Origin of the sequence: Pseudoalteromonas sp. BDTF-M6, from assembly GCF_018334135.1 — a bacterium.
In the GTDB taxonomy this organism is placed as follows: Bacteria; Pseudomonadota; Gammaproteobacteria; order Enterobacterales; family Alteromonadaceae; genus Pseudoalteromonas.
The window spans coordinates 87,293-104,409 of sequence record NZ_JAGXTQ010000006.1 but is presented as its reverse complement, the minus strand read 5'-3'; the positions used below and the strand labels follow the sequence as shown (position 1 = coordinate 104,409).

Genomic DNA, 17,117 nt, shown 5'->3' with positions numbered 1-17,117 from the left:
AAGTATTAACATTTAACTTCTTTTTAAAACCACGCTCTAGAATGATTTCGACCGAATCTTTAGCAAAGCATTAAATTGCTCATACAAAACCCAGGAGAGCAAAGAAGAAGAGGTAAGCAGAAAATATAGGATAAGTATTCGTCTGAGTTGCATCGATTAACATCCTTTTTCTCTGTTTATAAATTGTGCCAATTAAAGTACCACTCTAACAAGCCATTTAATAAAAATGAAATTTCCGATCCGCTTTGTTCTTAAAGCTGTCCTGAGAGTGTTTATGTTAACAAGCTTTGCGGCAGAATTGGATTGGTTTAACGTCAACTTTATAGACTTTAATAGGTGGCCCAAAAATATTGTTAATGTTTCAGATTTGCCTGTAGTAGACATTTATACTAATTGATTGTGTCGTAAAAAAAGCCAATTCACTGTAAAGCACACCGAGTAAAACTGGCAATTGCACAAGACAATAATAAAGTATCAGCTTTTCGCGGCTTTTGGCTGGTGCTTGCATAGACCCAGGTGCAGGGGCATAATCCTCGCATAGACAATTAGTTGAGTAAGCTATGAGCTGGTTAAGTAAGATTTCGCGCCAACGTGCGCCTTGGTTACTATTAGCGTTAATCGCAACCCTGTTTGAGGCAACGGCGCTGTATTTCCAATACGCCATGGATTTAGCTCCGTGCATCATGTGTATCTACCAACGTACCGCCGTGTTAGGCGTGTTATTCGCTGGCCTTATTGGCGCCATCAACCCTGCCAATCTTTGGCTGCGCCTGAGCGGCTTGGCTACCTGGCTGGTTGCCAGCATTTGGGGTCTGCTATTGGCCCGTGAGCACATTATGATGCAAACCACCACCGACCCGTTCGCCTTCGTCTGTGAATTCGAACCTAACTTCCCCGTGCCCTTGCATGAATGGATCCCTGGCTTCTTCGCCGCGACCGGCGACTGTGGTAACATTGATTGGCAATTTTTAGGTCTGTCGATGCCGGGTTGGATGCAGGTTATTTTTGCGGCCCTTGCAGCGGCCGCAGTTATCGTAACCTGTGCTAGCTTGTTCTTTAAGCCTAGCAAGTCATGATTTATTTTTTAGCCAGTCAAATTCCTAAACTGCAATCATTCAGCCACCGCCAGCGCTTGCAACTGGTGGCTGAGGCCTTGGAATTATTGAATGCCCAAGAACGTATCACCCTCAATATCATCAAGCTGTTGCTGATCACGCCGCTGTTTTTATTGTTGGTGCGCTTTGAGGGGTGGAGCATGCTGCCCTGGTTATTGCTTGCCGGTCTTGCCTACCCCATTTTGGTGCTGCCGGTGCGCCACTACTTTGCCTGTCGTCATCTGGACCAGGCGATTACAGAGCATAATAAAGGCAGCTAACGCTGCCTTTAGATTATTTCCAATTACAACGACACCTTATCCTTGAGCTCGGCCATTAGCCGCTCACCTATCCCTGGCACATCATCCAGTTGCTCAATACTCTTAAAGCCGCCGTTTTTATCGCGATAGTCGATAATTGCCTTGGCTTTGGCCGGACCTATACCGGGCAAGGCCTGCAATTGCTCGGCCGAGGCCTGGTTCAAGCTGACCTTGGCATGGCTTGAGGCTTCGCTTTTACTTGGCTCGGATGGCGCTGCAATAACCGGGGCTGTGGTGGCAAGAAAGAGTGTGGTGGCAAGAACGCCAATAATGGCGCTTGCAGAGGTGTTAAGTAGTTTCATACTTCTCTCCTTAAAGTGATGACTATTCCTTTGGTACTACCGCTATTAAATAAAGAAGAAGGAACCAGGCTTGTCAACCTAGTGGCTCTGGCGCACACGCATCGACCCAAGCTCCTGAGCACTGTGTTTATCGCAAGTTACGGAAAAAGAATAAAAACACCTTGACCTTCGCTGCTCGCGCCCCTAATCTAACTGTATAAAAAAACAGTATAGTTAGGAGATCCCATGGCTGTTGTCGTTAAGTACGTAGTTGAAAGAGATGGAGTCGAGCGCATGACCTTTACCAGTAAAAAAGAAGCCGATGCTTATGACAAAATGCTCGATATTGCCGAAAACCTTGAAGGCCTGCTGGCAAACGCCGATGTGCCCTTAAGCGAACAACAAGTAGAAAGCCTGGCGCTGCAAATAGCCAAACAAAAAGAAGACTTTATGCAGGTGCTAAAAGGCGCTAAGCCAAGTGATAATAAAGCCGAAAAAAAGCCCAAGGCGCAAAGCAGCACTGATAAGGTGACCGAGCTGAAGGCAAAAGAAGCCTAACCGACAGCCAATAAAAAAAGCCAGCATTTGCTGGCTTTTTTTATTGCTTAATTTTAAGCGAAAGTTATTTCGTTACTTCGGCTACCGCATCGGCGAAGTAATCGATATTTGCGTGGCTGATACCGGCTACGTTAACGCGGCTCGAACCAACGATGTAAATCGAATACTCTTTTTGCAGGCGCTCGATCTGCTCTTTATTAATGCCTAAGAAAGAGAACATACCGTGCTGACGCTCAATAAATGAGAAGTCCATGCCATGACATTTGGCATTCAGTTTCTCTTTTAATAGTGAACGGAACTCGTTAATGCGTGAGCGCATTTCATCCAGTTCATCGTGCCACATGGTGGTTAGCTCAGAGCTAGCAAGAATAGTGCTGACGATATCCGCACCGTGCGCCGGAGGCATAGAGTAGATGCTACGTACCACGCTCAGTAATACCGAGTTAGATACATCGGCACCGCTGGCATCTTTTGAGATGATTGAGCAGGCACCGATACGGTCACGGTATAGACCGAAGTTCTTCGAGCATGAGGAACAAATGATCAACTCTTCAACCTGTGAAGCAAGTAAACGCAGGCCGGCAGCATCTTCGTCCAGGCTAGTACCAAAACCTTGATAGGCGATATCGATAAGCACGGTAAAGCCTTGTGCTTTAGCGATGTCGGTCACGGTTTGCCATTGCTCGGCATTTAAGTCCATACCGCTTGGGTTATGACAACAAGCGTGCAGCAATACCACATCGCCTGCCGGGATCTGACTTAGGGCGTTAACCATTTCGTCGAACAATAACCCCTTATTTTCATAGTCGTAGTAAGGGTATTCTTTTACCGTCAGACCGGCCGCTTCAAACAAGCTGATATGGTTAGCCCAGGTCGGTGTAGTCACCCAAACCGTAGCGTCATCGTTACAACGCTTGATAAACTCGGCAGCAACGCGCAATGAACCTGTACCACCTGGGGTTTGTGCCGTGCGCACACGGTCCGCTAGCAACGCTGGGTGCGCATCGCCTAACAGCAATTGTTCCATTTTCTGACAATAATCCAAGTTACCGGCCAACCCGATATAAGACTTGGTGGCCTCATTGGCTAAGCGAAACTCTTCAGCTTTTTTTACGGCTTTTAACACAGGGGTGTTGCCCTGCTCATCTTTATAAACACCGACACCTAAATCAATTTTATTGGCATTGGTGTCAGCCTTGAACGCAGCCATCAACCCAAGAATGGGATCCGTCGGTAATGGTTTTAACTGTGAGAACATGGGACTCTCTTTTTAATTATCTCAGGGGTTAGCAGTACCCGGCCACATTAAGCTGGCAAATGCGCGACAATTTCTTTGCTTGCGGCGACTAGCAGAGCTATGCGTTCGGGGGTAAAAAAATCTGTGCTGAATGCTTCCGCATCGACGATACCCACTACTTTACCTTCCTGCGAATAAAGCGGCAAGCAGCTTTCAGCCTTCACTTTCGGGTCACATGTATAGTATTCGCCACCGCTGGCAACATAGTCTTCCACATTATTGATAATTCTCGCCTTTCCAGAGCTTGCGACCTGTACATTATTACTAGTGGCGGCGAACTCTGGAGTAATCGGAAACAGGGGTCGACTGGGCGCGCCATAGTACGCCAGTTTGAGCAATTGCCACTGGCCGTCAATATCGCGAGCTTGATAGATACCAAACCAATCGACACCACTTTGCTCTACAACAAAATCAACGATCGCCTGCAAGGTGGCGAGGCGTTCCTCGGCACCGCCATCTAGGTGCTCACGCAAGCTAAAGGGCTCTTCCTGTAAATGGCCAAACAGGCTGCACGCACCGCCCTCGCCCAACTCTGGAATTAGATATTGCCATTGCACCTGAGCACTTGCCGTTGCCAGATACTCCGTTAGTAACGCTTGATACTTCTCGGTGAGTGCCGCATCCGCATCTAGGTGCGCCTGTTCGTTATAGGAAATCATTTAGCCATCCAAACATCTAAACTTTTAAATGGATGCTAACACAGAGGCAAAAGCGCAGGCAATAACAAAATAAGGTCGCAAAGTACCCATCTACAGCCTGTAGGTAATGAGCACCTGATTCCCCTTTTCGTTATAGCGCACCGTGGTTGCGAGCTCATGCAACAAGGCAATGCCGCAGCCGTAGCCTTGATATGGCTTTGGCGGTCGATAGCGGGCTGGCTCAAAGCCTGGGCCGGAGTCGGTGACCGTCAATGTTAGCTGACGCTGTTGTGGCTGGTAGGCGATATCGAAGCGAATATGCCCGCTTTTAAGTTCGGCCAATATGCACTCACGCAGCGCATAATATTCGAAAAAGCCGACGTCGCTGACTTTGAGTTCAGAGTCTAAGGCCAGTAAACCATGCTCGAGAGCATTGTTATAGGCTTCGGACAATAAGATAAAGAGCGCCGATTTATGGGCTCGGAACCCCGGTATACTGGCCACGAGATCAATCAATTCGGAGACGGGATCCGTGCTTTTTAATTGCTGCGCGTCCAGCTCCAGACTCAGGCTTAGAGGTAACTGGCTTAGGCGCTCAGGAACAGGTTCCAACTGCGGCTGTGGCTGCGGGTCAATGAGTACTAGGCTGTAATCATCCGCTTGCTTGTCGCCGCCACTAAACCAATGCACCGCTCTAAGGACATCGGCTGAGCTAGCCTTGACCTTGGCAGCCACGGCGCTGAGCAAGCCTTGCTCGCCAAATTGCTGCTCCTCACCATTCGTTGCCTCAATAATGCCATCGGTGTAAAACACCAGGCGGACATTATCTGCCAAGGTGAGGTGCAACAAGTCCCGCTCGAATTCATCATCTTCAAGTATGCCAAGCGCCATATGCCGAGACTGCAGGCGCTGTAATACCCGCCCCTGTTCATCGAGCAAAAAAGCATCGGGCAAGCCGCCCATCCAGAGGGTGGCGCTTTGCGCACTTGGGTTCAGCTCACACAGTGTCGCCGCACAAAACATATGCGCCGGCAATAATTGCTCAAGGGCCTGGTTTATTTCCCGGGCAATGTCGGCCACGGCAAAGTTTTTCTCCACCATGGTGTAGAAAATGCGTGCCACCGGCAGAGCGCCCACCGCCGCTACCAAGCCATGACCGGTAAAATCGCCCAGCAGAAAGTACTGGCCTCCGTTGGGACTCAAGGCACTGAGGAAAACATCACCGTTGAACATCGCCGCTGGTGACAAATGCCAGTCGACCCCCTTGGGCACCTGCATATTTCGCTGTAGGGCATTGGTAAAGATATGCTCCACCAGCTCGTATTCGCGCTCCGTTTGGCGCTGATAGTAACTAAGCGCCCGCGTCTGCTCCATGGACTGCGCCAGCAACTGGCGAATACGCAGGTGCGCCCGCAGTTTGGCTCTGAGAATATGAGCATCAAATGGCTTGGGCATAAAGTCATCACCGCCAACATCAAGACAGCGAGCCAGGGCCTGCTGCCCCTCTAATGCGGTAATAAAAATGATGGGTAAGTAAGCGCCCCCAGCCTGTTGCTTTATTTGCGGCGCCGCCTGATACCCGTCCAGGATGGGCATCATAATATCAAGCAGCACCACATCCACCGCCATACTGGTTACCAAGGCCACCGCCTCGGCGCCGTTAGCGGCTTCCAGCACACAATACTGCTCGCGCTCCAATAAGGCGCGCAGCACTTGCCGGTTAAGGGCCTGATCATCCACCACCAAGACCACCGGGGGATGTTCGGCTGCCCCGGGTGAGCCGCCGAGGCGGCCAACCTCAGTCAATGGCAAACTTCTTGTCAAAACGAGAAATCTGGAAGATCTTCTTCAATTGCGCATTGGCATTACAAATAGCAAAGCGTTCAACTTGTCCCTTCAAGGCTTTTTGCATGTTTAACAACATGCCCAGCGCCGAGCTGTCCATGTAACTGGTGGCACGTAAATCCACCTCCACAGAGCGCGCGCCGGGGTCGATGCCAATGTAAGCGTTACGAAAGTCCTGTACTAAGTTAAAATCAAACTTATCCTTAATCACTATTACCAACGTATTCTTTTCCTTGTCGTAATGCTGATTCAAACTCATGCTCGCTCCTAAGCTACTGATTATTTGCTTGTTTAAAATATAGGACCTAGCACTAATTTGGCAATAAGCAGAGCGCAATTATGATAAACTAGCGGCCTGATTAGGTCGGAGGTAGTGATGAGCGACAATAACCTAGTGTATTCAACTGAGACGGGACGCATTAAAGCGCCTGTTGAGCAAGAGCAAGCCGACGTTAAGCTGTTTAAAGACGGCGCCCTGCGTATCGAGCGACAAACCAAGGGCCGCAAAGGCAAAGGGGTGATGCTGGTTGTTGGTATTGACCCGCAGGAACATGATCTAAAGAAACTGGCGAAGCTATTAAAATCAAAAATGGGTCAAGGCGGCGCCGTTAAGGATGGCGTTATCGAAATCCAGGGTGATGACCGCGACAAACTTAAAGGTTTGCTGGAAGCACAAGGCTTTAAGGTCAAGATAGCCGGCGGCTAAGCCTCAAGACGCCCATATTATTGCGGGCTATACAAGGCCCGCCAATGGCCTCGTAAGGTCTGCGGGTCGTAGTCAATATGGGCCACGCCACAGGTTGGGAAGATGGGCATTTTATCCGGACATAGCTCGGCGACCATATAACTGACAATGGGCATATGGGCGACCACCAGCCAGCAGTCTATGTCATCGTGCACCGCAATCAGAGCGCTGAGGTAATCAACGGCGCGTTTAGCATCGGCGGACGGGATCACTTCCTCGCTGTCTTCGCTGTAAATAAAGTTGCGACAATGCTCCTTTACCTGCATCGCGGTTTGTTGCGCCCGCACATAGGGGCTCACCAATAAGCCTTGAGGATTAAAGCGTTGTGCCAGCCATTGACCAACATGATCCGCCTGCTCCAGGCCCTTGGCGGTCAACTCACGCAAATTATCTTCTGCCTGCAATGGCTGCGCATCGCCATGACGCATGATTAAAACTGTTTTCATTTCTGTTAAATCAACTAATTAGAGAAAAAGTTTTGCCGCAAAAGCTAGCCATTAAGGCGCGATATTCGCTATAGTTTAGCTTTACCACCCGATATTCAGGTAGGCACTTCGCCGTAACCGCTGGCCCTGAACATCTTGTAACTTTTTTTAGTTTCAGGAGCAATAATTGAATATCAGCCGCAATGATAACAGACTCTACCAAGCGCTAACACTGCCCAATGGTCTTAGGGTTTTGTTAGTCGCCGACAGCGATAGTCAAAAAGCGGCCGCCGCGCTTACCGTTAATGCCGGGCACTTTGATGATCCCTGGCACCGCCAGGGCCTTGCCCACTTTGTCGAACATCTGCTTTTCCTCGGCACCGAAAAATTCCCCGAAGCCGGTGAGTTTCATGACTTTATTAGCCGCCACGGCGGCAGCAGCAATGCCTGGACCGGCACCGAACACAGCTGCTATTACTTCGATATCACCAAGCAATATTTTCAGCCGGCCCTGGAGCGTTTTAGCCAGCTCTTTATTGCCCCCCTGTTCAATGACGCAGAAATAGACAAAGAACGTAACGCCATCGACGCCGAATTTAAGCTAAAAATTAAGGACGATGGCCGTCGTATCTACCAGGCACACAAGGAAACGGTCAACCCCAAGCATCCCTTTGCCAAATTCTCGGTGGGCAGCCTGGATACCTTGAGCGATGAACAAGGCCCGATAAAACAAGAACTGGAGTCGTTTTTTTCCGAGCACTATCAGGCCCAATGGATGACTTTGGTATTATGTGGCCCCTACTCCTTGGCGCAATTGCAGCGCTGGGCCGAGCACTTATTCACGGATCTCAATAGCAGCACAACCAGCAAGCCAGAGATTGCCGAGCCTTTGTATCGCGCTCAAGACCTGGGGCTGGAGCTGCATATAGAGCCCCATAAGCATCTGCAAAAGCTGATCATCAGCTTTGCCATGCCGAGCATAGATAAATTCTATAAGCACAAAACGGTCAGCTTTCTCGCCCATTTACTCGGCTATGAGGGCGAAGGCTCGCTGCACTCTCTGCTTAAAAGCCAGGGCTGGATCAATGCCCTGTCCGCCGGGGGTGGCATCAACGGCAGCAACTTTAAAGACTTTAATATCAGCCTGGCGCTGACCGACGACGGCATTGAGTATTATCAGGATATCGTCGAGATGGTGTTTGCCTATATCGCCCTTATCCGCCAAAATGCCGGGCAATTACATGCCCTGTATCGGGATAAGCAAACGCTATTGCAAATCGCCTTCGATAACCAGGAAAAGGCTCGCCTGCTGGATTGGGTCAGTGGCCTGAGCGTGAATATGCACCACTACCCCAGCGAGCATTATCTCTACGGCGACTATCTGATGGCCGGTTATGAGCCACAGCAGTTTGCCCAGGTGCTCGACTGGCTAAGCCCCAAAAACATGCGCTTGGTGTTGATCCACCCTGGGGTCAGTGGCGATAAAACCACGCAATGGTACAACACCCCCTACTACACCAAGGCATTGGAGCCTCAGTGGCTGGATGCCCTGGCGGCCATAGATACACCGCTGAGCACCATGTCGCTGCCCGAGGTCAATCCCTACTTGCAGCGCCCTTGTGTGCTGCACGAGCTGGAGTCGCCCGGCGCAATTCCGGAAAAGCTGGCCTCGCATCCGGGCTTTAACTTTTGGTTTAAACAAGACGCCACCTATCGCGTCGCCAAGGGTCACTTTTATCTGGCCATCGACTCCCAGTTGGCGGTCAAAGATGTGCAGCATATGGCCCTGACCCGTTTGTTTGCGGATCTCTTTATCGACTGTGTGGCCGAGCAGTTTTACCCCGCCGAGCTAGCAGGCCTCAACTACCACTTGTCTTCACACCAAGGCGGTTTAACCCTGCACACAGCGGGTCTGTCTTCAAGCCAATTGGAGCTGGCGCAGGGATTGTTAGACGCCCTCTTTAACGCGGATATTTGCGCCAAACGCTACGCCGAATACAAAAAACAATTGGTACGCCACTGGCAATCAAGTAACCAAAACAAACCGGTGAGCGAGATTTTCAGTCGCATCGGCGCCGAGATCATGCCCTGGAATCCGACTCCGGAAGCCTTGGCACAGGCACTTAAAAGCACCAGCTACTTACAGTTTAAGCAGTTCCGCGAAGAGTTTTTTGCCGCCGTGCATATCGAGGCGTTTTTACATGGTAATTGGCGCCCCGCCGACGCCTATGACTTTTTGCGCTTGATCCAGTCCCACCTGGAGCAAAGGGCCAATATTGAGGCCATTAGCCGTCCGCTTGAGGAAATCACCGCCATCGTACAACAGCAGCTTAGTTTGCCTAGTAATGACCATGCCATGGTGATTTACTACCAGGCCGCCAGCAACAATATTGAAGAGAAGGTGTTGATGATGGTGGTCAATCACCTGCTTAATCAGCCCTACTTTAATGCCCTGCGCACCGAGCAACAGCTTGGCTATTTGGTCGGTGCCGGTTATGCGCCTTTTAACTCCCGCGCCGGCCTGGCGTTTTACGTGCAGTCACCCAATGTCGAAGGTAAGCAATTACTGGCGCATCATAATCACTTTATTAGCCAGTATTGCCAACAGGTGACGCAAATGGATGAGCAAACCTGGGAGCACAGCAAACAAAGCCTTTATCGCCAGATTGCCGAAAAAGATAAAAACCTGCGCCTGCGCTCGCAACGTTTCTGGCTGGCTATAAGTAACCCGGGGGTCGAGTTTACCCTGCAGGCGAATTTACTGAGTACGTTAGAAAACATCGAGTTTGAGCAGGTGCTGCAGTATCTACACGAATTGTTTGCACCGCAGCGCCCGCGAATGGAGTGGTTGAGTGATCCGCTCTGCGAACCCAGTGAAAGCCAACAAAGCCAGTCATTATAAAATGTTGAGCTCTGCCTGGGCTCAGGTCCCGACGCGTTGGGCTGCCTGGATATAAAACACTAATAATGCTTTGATTATAATTGTTTTATTCTTTTGTAAACGATGCTAGTTTGAATTAACTAACACGTTTATATAAAGGGATTTATTGTGAGTCTTCTAAAACCGACCAGCGCTTTAATTTTGGCTTTTCTTGTAGCCACAATGGCCTCAACCACGACTTTAGCTCAAGAAAAATTAAGTGACACCTACAGTCAACACACCGAAATCATACAGTCAAAAGTGCTTGGTGAAGAGCGCAGCATCCTGGTGCAATTACCTAAAAGCTACCACACCAACCCTGACAAGGTGTATCCGGTAATTTACCGCCTAGATGGTGCCAGTAATGTCCCCCTGCTTACGGCGGTTATAGAGCGCTTACAGCATGCCCAATCAGCTCCCGAGGTTATTATTGTCGCCATAGAAAATACCAACCGCCTGAGAGATCTTTATCCCACGGTAAACCAAGACCCAAGGGGGCCGGTCGGACTCGGTGGCGGTGGCGCCAAGTTTTTGGATTTTTTCGAACGTGAATTGATCCCTTTGGTCGATAATACATACCGTACCCATGACTTTAGAGTCATTGCCGGCGCTTCCGCAGCCGGAGTCTTTGCCCTTTATGCGCTGCAAGCCAAGCCCGAGCTTTTTCAGGCCCATATCGCCTATAGCCCTGCGGTGTGGTGGAACCATGGCGCGTCGGCAAAGAGTACCAAGGAGTTCATTGCCAAAGCAAAAACGCTTAATAGCTATGTGTATATGAACATAGGTGAAGAAGGTGGCGATATGCGCGCTGTGTATGATGACCTGCATCAGTTTATGAGGGCCAATAAACCCAAAAATCTGACCCTGGTCACCAACGCCTTCGATAACGTAGCGCACGCACTGACATCCAGCGCCGGCATATTCAATGCGTACCATCATTTATTTATGCCCAGGGCCATGCCGGTACAGGCATTCACCGGCGAGCTGGACTCTATTACCGACTACTACGCTCGCCTTTCACAGCAATACGGCGAACAGATAGCGCCGCCGGAACAGGTAATAAGAGAACTGGGTTACCACTTTGTCTTTGAAGAAGATGACTTTACAACGGCAATAAAGCTATTCAAGTTTAATATCGAATTGCACCCTAAGTCCGCCGATGCATACAACGGACTGGCCTTCGCTTATGAGCGCAACGGACAATATAAGGACTCACTGCAACAGGTTAATATGGCCTTAGAGCTCTCCAAAGAAGGGGATGCGGGTTATGACTTCTTTATCCAACGCCGCGATAGATTGCTTCCGTTAGTGAAGGGCACGCAAAGTTAACTGGCTTACAAGGCCGCGATAATCAACTTTAGTTTGAAAAGGAAATCATGGGTGCATTTGTATTTTTATACTTCTTTCTAATTATCTATGCACTTGCAATTAGGTTTGCATCTAGAAAAGAGGTCTCTTCTGGTCATGTTAGTTGGGCATATAAATTACAAGCTTTAACTTGTGTTGCTATTACAGCATTAACTAGTGCATCAATTGCATTTCTTTTTGCTCAAAATATAGCCGAATGGTTCTATCAGTTTATACCTGCATTTATTGTGGCAGTCATTGTTGCAGCAAATAAACCTATTGATTACAGTGAAATTCAAACTAACAAGTTGTTAAAGCAGGAAAAATAAAGCTAGGCTGGCGCTAATTTTAGCCAAGCTGAATCTGCCCATCATGCGGATGTTATATCTCTAAGGAAGGAGTTATCAAATGGAAGAAGAATTAACCTTAACTGCTTTTGCATTATTTGCGCTCTTGGCAGCCATTAGTCCTATTATTTTGGCCATTATTGCAAGCGTGAAACTACACAGAACCTTTGGCAAGGGAGCCATCTTTTTTCTTAGCATTGGAACCATCCTAATAGGGTTGCTGCCGCTCGACACGCTTGCCTCGGTGGCAATCGCAAGGATGGATAACGACATACTCGCTCAGGTTATGCTCTATAAAAGCTATGTTGTCATGGCGTTGACCTATCTGGGCTCGGTCTCTATCTCAGTGGGCATTTTAATGCTGTGCCACCAGTATCAAACCAAAGCCTAACCACACCAGTTAAGAAAGTATTCACTGTCTTCAGCCCTTTTCAGACACGGCAGATTACGCCCCCTGCTCTGCATGCTGGTGTTAGGAGAGCCGACAAGGTAAGCTAACTTCAAGGACTAAATAATAACCTATTATAAAGAAAGGAAAAATTGTGCATCCAAATAGAAATGCAATCGCTTTTGGTGGTCTGGTGGCCACGGTTTTATTCTTTGTGATCTTAATCATACTGGCCTTATGGGCTTGGCCTAAATACAAAGTATATAAATTAGAAATGAATGGTATTGCCGCATTAAAAGAGGCGGAATGGAGCAAACAAATCCTCATTGAAGAGGCCAAGGCCAGGGAGCAAGCAGCGCTCATGCAAGCAAAGGCGCGGGTCACGTTAGCGCAAGCCGAGGGTGAAGCCAAGATTGTTCAAGCAAAAGCCGAGGGTCAAGCAGACATAGAAAGAGCAAAGGCAGCCGCTGAGGCAAACAGAATCATAGGCGAGTCCCTTAAAGGGAATGAAGCTTACCTGCGTTATGTCTGGATTAAAGGCCTGCAAGAAGGCAATGGTGAGCGCATTTACATCCCCACCGAGGCAGGTCTGCCAATACTCGAAGCGGGTAAAGCAGGAAACTAATCTGCTTTTGGGTGAATTGCTAAAACTAGGTAGTTTGTCCAAACTGCTGGATCTTGTCGCAGTGGCGACAACACCCAACTGAGAAAACCGTTGCCGATGAGTTGCAACTCACTTACACAAAAAAGGATGCTCGGCGGCATCCTTCCCGGCACCAAGAAATATCAGGGTCGCCAAATAATCCCACAATGGGCTATGGTGCGCATCAAAGCGCGGCGGTAATGCACATTAAACAGCGCCAGGGCGAAGGGTCCACATAAGCCGCCTAACAGGGCCCAGCGTTTGGCTGGCATGCCTTTGGCGGTGGCAACTACAAACAACAAACTGGCAAACACGACACTTAATAATAAAATCATAATCCCCCCTCATTCTCGGGCGGCGACTTTACCATAAAGATGCTGATTAATTAACCACCCAGCCCACCCTGCTTCTTTAATTCACAGCTAGGCCATTGGTTATTAAGTAAACTTTTTCAGTTGATTTTATTTCATCTAGAAGCCGATACGCGCCCAAAATCCTGAGCACAAAAAAGCGCAGCATATTGCTGCGCTTTTCAATCTTGTACTTAGGAGGAGATTAACTGCGAGCCTGTTCCTTGTCTTGATCCGCAGCGTCCTCGGCAACGTCCCCGGCAACGTCCTTGGCCGGCTCTTCAGAATCAACTGATTCGGACTCGTCGTTGCTTTCAGCGTCGGCTTTGTCGCTAGCCTCTGCCTTGTTCTCAGCTTCAACCTGCTCCTTTGTCTCAACCTGCTCCTTTGTCTCAACCTCTTCCTCAGCTTCAACCTTGCTTTTAGCCTCGGCAACCGCCTGCTCCTGCGGGTAATAACTTTCGCCCTGCTCGGCCATGGCCAGTAGAGCCGCCGCCGGGGCAAAGCCGTCATTCAACTGCGCATAGGTTGCCAGAATCGAGCACACTTTGCCGGCGCCCAGGTTATCCATATAGCTAAACGGACCGCCCAGGAACGGCGGGAAGCCAATGCCGAAGATGGCACCTATGTCGCCGTCGCGGGCATTGCTGACGATACCTTCTTCCAAACAACGTGCCGCTTCGTTCAGCATCTGCATGACGCAACGCTCGGCAATCTCTTCCTTGTTTAGTTTAGGGCTGAGCGTCACGCCCAGGAATTCGTAAACCGACTCGTCCACCTTCTTCTTTTTCTTGCTGTAATCGTAGAAGCCACGGCCCGACTTACGACCTAGGCGCTTGTCGTCGATTAAGCGATTAAACACCGCTGGTGCCTTAAAGCGCTCACCCAGCTCGGCCTCAAGAATAGGGGCAATCTTAGAGCCGATATCAATTCCTACTTCATCGAGCAGCGCCAGAGGGCCAACCGGGAAACCAAACTCCACTAAGGCCTGGTCGATTTTCTCGATAGGTTCACCCGCGAGCAATAGGTTTGCCGCCTCGTTCACATAGGGAGCCAAGATACGGTTTACAAAGAAACCGGCCTTGTCTTTAACCACGATCGGCGTTTTGCCTTGCTTGCGGGCAAAGCTCACGGTGCGGGCGATGGTTTGCTCACTGGTCTTCTCGTGGGGAATAATTTCCACCAGCGGCATTTTTTCTACCGGCGAAAAATAGTGTAAGCCAATAACATTTTCCGGACGCTGCGCCTGCGCGGCAATTTGTGCTATCGGCAACGAACTGGTGTTGCTGGCAAAAATGGTGTGCGCTTGGGCATATTGCTCAACATCGGCAACCATGGCCTGCTTTAGGGAAAGGTCTTCAAATACCGCTTCGATCACCATGTCCACATGCTTAAAGCCGCTGTAATCCGTTGTGCCGGTAATGCGACTCATCTGCTCCTGCAACTCGGCCAGAGACAAGATGCGACGCTGACGCTTTTTATCAAGAATTTTATAGCTGTAGTTCATAGCCCCGGCAATGCCTTGTTGCGCCACGTCTTTTACTCGGGTGCGCACACCCGCCTTGATGGCACTCACATGAGTGATACCCGCACCCATCAGGCCGCCGCCCAACACGGCAACCTTGTCGGTGCTAGGGGCGTCATCGGCGCGCCATTCTTTCTTCATCTCTGTGGTGGCAAAGAAAATACCGCGCAGTTTTTTAGAGACATCGCTCATCACCAGATCGGCAAAACCTTCGGCCTCTGTTTTATAGGCCTTAAGTTGGTCCAGCTCGACGCTGGCACGCACCGCCTTGATAATCAGCTCAGGCGCCGGGTAATGACCGCCGGTCTTCTTGGCCACATTTTCGGCGGCTTTTTTGAAGATCAGATTGCGGCCAAAGGGGTTAGACTCCAGCAGCGCCGACATTTTATCGAGCCGAGGTTTCGCCGCTTTCGCTTTACCTTTTTGCGCAAACTGCACCGCCACATCCAATAGAATCGAGTGCGGCACACAGTCGTTCACCAGGCCGGCTTTTTTCGCCTGCTTGGCGCGCACCTGCTTGCCGGTTAGCATCCATTCCAGAGCCTTTTGAATGCCCACCAGCTTAGGCAGACGCTGGGTTCCGCCGCCGCCAGGCAAAAGGCCTAACTGCACCTCGGGCAGACCCATTTTGGTGATGTCGCTGTCGCTACAAACGCGGTAATCACAGGCCAGTGCAAACTCTAAACCGCCACCTAAGGCAGCGCCGTGAATGGCGGCCACCGTGGGATAAGGCAGTTTAGCCAAGTCAAAAAAGGCGTCGTGACAGGTACTCGACAGGGCCAACGCTTCTTCACGGGTATTGGCCTCGTCCAGCATGTTGATGTCGGCACCGGCAATAAAGTTATCCGGCTTGGCACTGATAAACACCAGGCCTTTAACGTTATTTTCGTTGGCTGTGGTGATCACATCCTGCAACTGCTCGGCAAAGCTGGCGCGCAAGGTGTTCATCTTCTCGTCGGGCACGTCTATGGTAACGATACCGACGCGCTCGTCATTGAGCTCGAATGTAAATACTGATTCAGTCATTATGCACTCTCCAATACAAAGGCGGCACCCAGGCCACCGGCGGCACAGGCCGTGGTTAAGGCCAAACCACCACCGCGACGATTGAGTTCATGAATACTTTGGGTGATCAAACGCGCGCCGGTGGCGGCGAATGGGTGACCATAGGCCAGCGAGCCACCGTTAACATTGAATTTATCCATGTCGATTTCACCAATTGCCTTATCGCGACCAAGCTGCTCTTTGGCAAATTTATTCGAGGCAAACATCTTCATATTCGCCAGGGTTTGTGCCGCAAAGGCCTCGTGCATTTCAATCAGGTCAAGGTCGCCTAACGTAATACCGGCACGATCAAGGGCCACTGGCGTTGAATGCGCCGGGCCCATCAGCATGTCTTCATGCACGCCGATGGCGGTGAAAGCATAGCTGCGAATATAGCCCAGGATTTCGTAACCCATGGCTTTGGCCTTGCTCTCATTCATCAGCAGTACCGCCGCCGCACCATCGGTCAATGGCGTCGCATTGGCGGCGGTGACGCTGCCGTATTGGCGGTCGAACACCGGCTTTAATTTGGCGTAGCTAGCAAGCTCTGAGTTGGCGCGAATATTGTTATCCTGCTCGATAAAGGACTTATAAGGCGGCACATGAGCGGTCATGACTTCTTGCGCCAGCTTGCCCTCGGCCCAAGCCTGGCCTGCCAAGGTATGTGAACGGTGCGCCAAAGCATCCTGATCGGCGCGGCTGATATTATGGGTTTTTGCCATCTGTTCGGCGGTTTGACCCATGGACAAGCCGGTCGAGTACTCGGCTACCGCCGGCGGCACCGGCAGCAAGTCTTTTAGGCGCAGTTTTGAGAAAATCTTTAAGCGCTGTGACAGGGTGCGGGCTTTATTTAAATCCACCAGACTGCCGGCCAGCTTTTTGCTCACGCCAATGGGCAAGACAGAGGATGAGTCGGCACCACCGGCGATACCTACCTGTGTGTGTCCGGCCATAATCGATTCGGCGACGTTGGCAATGGCCTGAAAGCTGGTTGCGCAGGCGCGCGAAACCGAATAGGCATCGATATTCACCGGCATGCCGGTTCCGAGCACAATTTCACGAGCAATATTAGGCGCTTCGGGCATTTGTACCACCTGACCAAACACCAATTGGTCGATTTCCTTGCGATCGAAATCAAGACGCTCTAGCATCTCGTTGACCACGAGTTTACCTAGGTCTAATGCGGGTACATGATGAAAAGCGGTCGCTTGCTTTGCAAAAGGTGTACGCAGGCCGCTGACAATGGCAATGCGCTCCCCGTTTCGTGTTGTTAGTTTTGTTTGCTCAGACATATAAATGCTTCTCCTGCTGACAGGTCTGACCTGTTAATGTTTCCCCGATTCTAAAACA

At 50.1% G+C, this 17,117-nt stretch carries 18 protein-coding genes; 9 read left to right on the top strand and 9 right to left on the bottom strand.

All coding sequences use genetic code 11. The annotated features are described in order from the left end of the window. Positions 1-560 precede the first annotated feature (560 nt). Positions 561-1,076 (top strand): disulfide bond formation protein DsbB, encoded by a 516-nt coding sequence (dsbB, locus tag KD147_RS14105; protein ID WP_212548279.1) that lies wholly within the window; start codon positions 561-563, stop codon positions 1,074-1,076. Then, complete coding sequence (locus tag KD147_RS14100; RefSeq protein WP_212548278.1) at positions 1,073-1,375, top strand: DUF6170 family protein; 303 nt, start codon at positions 1,073-1,075, stop codon at positions 1,373-1,375. Before dsbB ends, KD147_RS14100 begins: the two co-directional genes overlap by 4 nt. 23 nt (positions 1,376-1,398) lie before the next feature. On the opposite strand, the gene KD147_RS14095 is transcribed toward KD147_RS14100, so the two are convergent. After that, positions 1,399-1,716: a ComEA family DNA-binding protein gene (locus KD147_RS14095; protein ID WP_212548277.1), complete on the bottom strand. Its 318-nt coding sequence runs from the start codon at positions 1,714-1,716 to the stop codon at positions 1,399-1,401. Positions 1,717-1,941: 225 nt separating this feature from the next. On the opposite strand from KD147_RS14095, the gene KD147_RS14090 reads away from it, so the two are divergent. After that, positions 1,942-2,253, top strand: a complete 312-nt coding sequence (locus KD147_RS14090; RefSeq protein WP_212548276.1) for a YebG family protein — start codon at positions 1,942-1,944, stop codon at positions 2,251-2,253. Between the two features lie 64 nt (positions 2,254-2,317). Here KD147_RS14090 and KD147_RS14085 read toward each other — a convergent pair whose 3' ends face one another. From KD147_RS14085 to KD147_RS14070, 4 genes are all read right to left on the bottom strand, one after another. Continuing rightward, positions 2,318-3,511, bottom strand: a complete 1,194-nt coding sequence (locus tag KD147_RS14085; protein WP_212548275.1) for an amino acid aminotransferase — start codon at positions 3,509-3,511, stop codon at positions 2,318-2,320. 47 nt (positions 3,512-3,558) lie between these two features. Beyond that, positions 3,559-4,209, bottom strand: a complete 651-nt coding sequence (locus KD147_RS14080; protein ID WP_212548274.1) for a GAF domain-containing protein — start codon at positions 4,207-4,209, stop codon at positions 3,559-3,561. A 90-nt stretch (positions 4,210-4,299) separates the two neighbouring features. After that, complete coding sequence (locus KD147_RS14075; RefSeq protein WP_249319321.1) at positions 4,300-5,994, bottom strand: ATP-binding SpoIIE family protein phosphatase; 1,695 nt, start codon at positions 5,992-5,994, stop codon at positions 4,300-4,302. After that, complete coding sequence (locus KD147_RS14070) at positions 5,987-6,292, bottom strand: STAS domain-containing protein (protein ID WP_105254993.1); 306 nt, start codon at positions 6,290-6,292, stop codon at positions 5,987-5,989. The genes KD147_RS14075 and KD147_RS14070 overlap by 8 nt, the downstream gene beginning before the upstream one ends. A gap of 117 nt (positions 6,293-6,409) precedes the next feature. Here KD147_RS14070 and KD147_RS14065 point away from each other — a divergent pair, with 117 nt between their 5' ends. Beyond that, positions 6,410-6,739, top strand: a complete 330-nt coding sequence (locus KD147_RS14065; protein WP_105254992.1) for an SUI1 family translation initiation factor — start codon at positions 6,410-6,412, stop codon at positions 6,737-6,739. A gap of 17 nt (positions 6,740-6,756) precedes the next feature. Here KD147_RS14065 and sixA read toward each other — a convergent pair whose 3' ends face one another. Then, positions 6,757-7,224, bottom strand: a complete 468-nt coding sequence (gene sixA / locus KD147_RS14060; protein ID WP_105254991.1) for a phosphohistidine phosphatase SixA — start codon at positions 7,222-7,224, stop codon at positions 6,757-6,759. Positions 7,225-7,390: 166 nt separating this feature from the next. Here sixA and KD147_RS14055 point away from each other — a divergent pair, with 166 nt between their 5' ends. The 5 genes from KD147_RS14055 to KD147_RS14035 all read left to right on the top strand — a co-directional run bounded on the left by KD147_RS14055 (position 7,391) and on the right by KD147_RS14035 (position 12,830). Continuing rightward, the gene (locus KD147_RS14055; protein WP_212548273.1) at positions 7,391-10,105 is read left to right on the top strand and encodes an insulinase family protein; all 2,715 of its coding nucleotides are present in this window, start codon (positions 7,391-7,393) and stop codon (positions 10,103-10,105) included. Positions 10,106-10,306: 201 nt separating this feature from the next. Continuing rightward, positions 10,307-11,452, top strand: a complete 1,146-nt coding sequence (locus tag KD147_RS14050; protein ID WP_212548272.1) for an alpha/beta hydrolase-fold protein — start codon at positions 10,307-10,309, stop codon at positions 11,450-11,452. A 47-nt stretch (positions 11,453-11,499) separates the two neighbouring features. Next, the gene (locus KD147_RS14045; protein WP_212548271.1) at positions 11,500-11,799 is read left to right on the top strand and encodes a hypothetical protein; all 300 of its coding nucleotides are present in this window, start codon (positions 11,500-11,502) and stop codon (positions 11,797-11,799) included. 79 nt (positions 11,800-11,878) lie between these two features. Next, positions 11,879-12,208: a hypothetical protein gene (locus KD147_RS14040; protein ID WP_212548270.1), complete on the top strand. Its 330-nt coding sequence runs from the start codon at positions 11,879-11,881 to the stop codon at positions 12,206-12,208. 151 nt (positions 12,209-12,359) lie between these two features. Continuing rightward, positions 12,360-12,830 carry a F0F1 ATP synthase subunit B family protein gene (locus KD147_RS14035; RefSeq protein ID WP_105200707.1) on the top strand — a complete coding sequence of 157 codons (471 nt, stop codon included), beginning with the start codon at positions 12,360-12,362 and terminating at the stop codon, positions 12,828-12,830. 161 nt (positions 12,831-12,991) lie between these two features. Here the strand turns inward: KD147_RS14035 and KD147_RS14030 are convergent, their stop codons facing one another. From KD147_RS14030 to fadI, 3 genes are all read right to left on the bottom strand, one after another. Next, entirely contained in the window at positions 12,992-13,183 is a 192-nt protein-coding gene (locus tag KD147_RS14030) for a hypothetical protein (RefSeq protein ID WP_105190478.1), read from the bottom strand. Between the two features lie 220 nt (positions 13,184-13,403). Beyond that, a complete protein-coding gene (fadJ, locus tag KD147_RS14025) occupies positions 13,404-15,749 on the bottom strand; it encodes a fatty acid oxidation complex subunit alpha FadJ (protein WP_212548269.1) in 2,346 nt (781 codons plus the stop codon). Then, entirely contained in the window at positions 15,749-17,059 is a 1,311-nt protein-coding gene (gene fadI, locus KD147_RS14020) for an acetyl-CoA C-acyltransferase FadI (protein ID WP_212548268.1), read from the bottom strand. The genes fadJ and fadI overlap by 1 nt, the downstream gene beginning before the upstream one ends. Between the last annotated feature and the right edge of the window lie 58 nt (positions 17,060-17,117).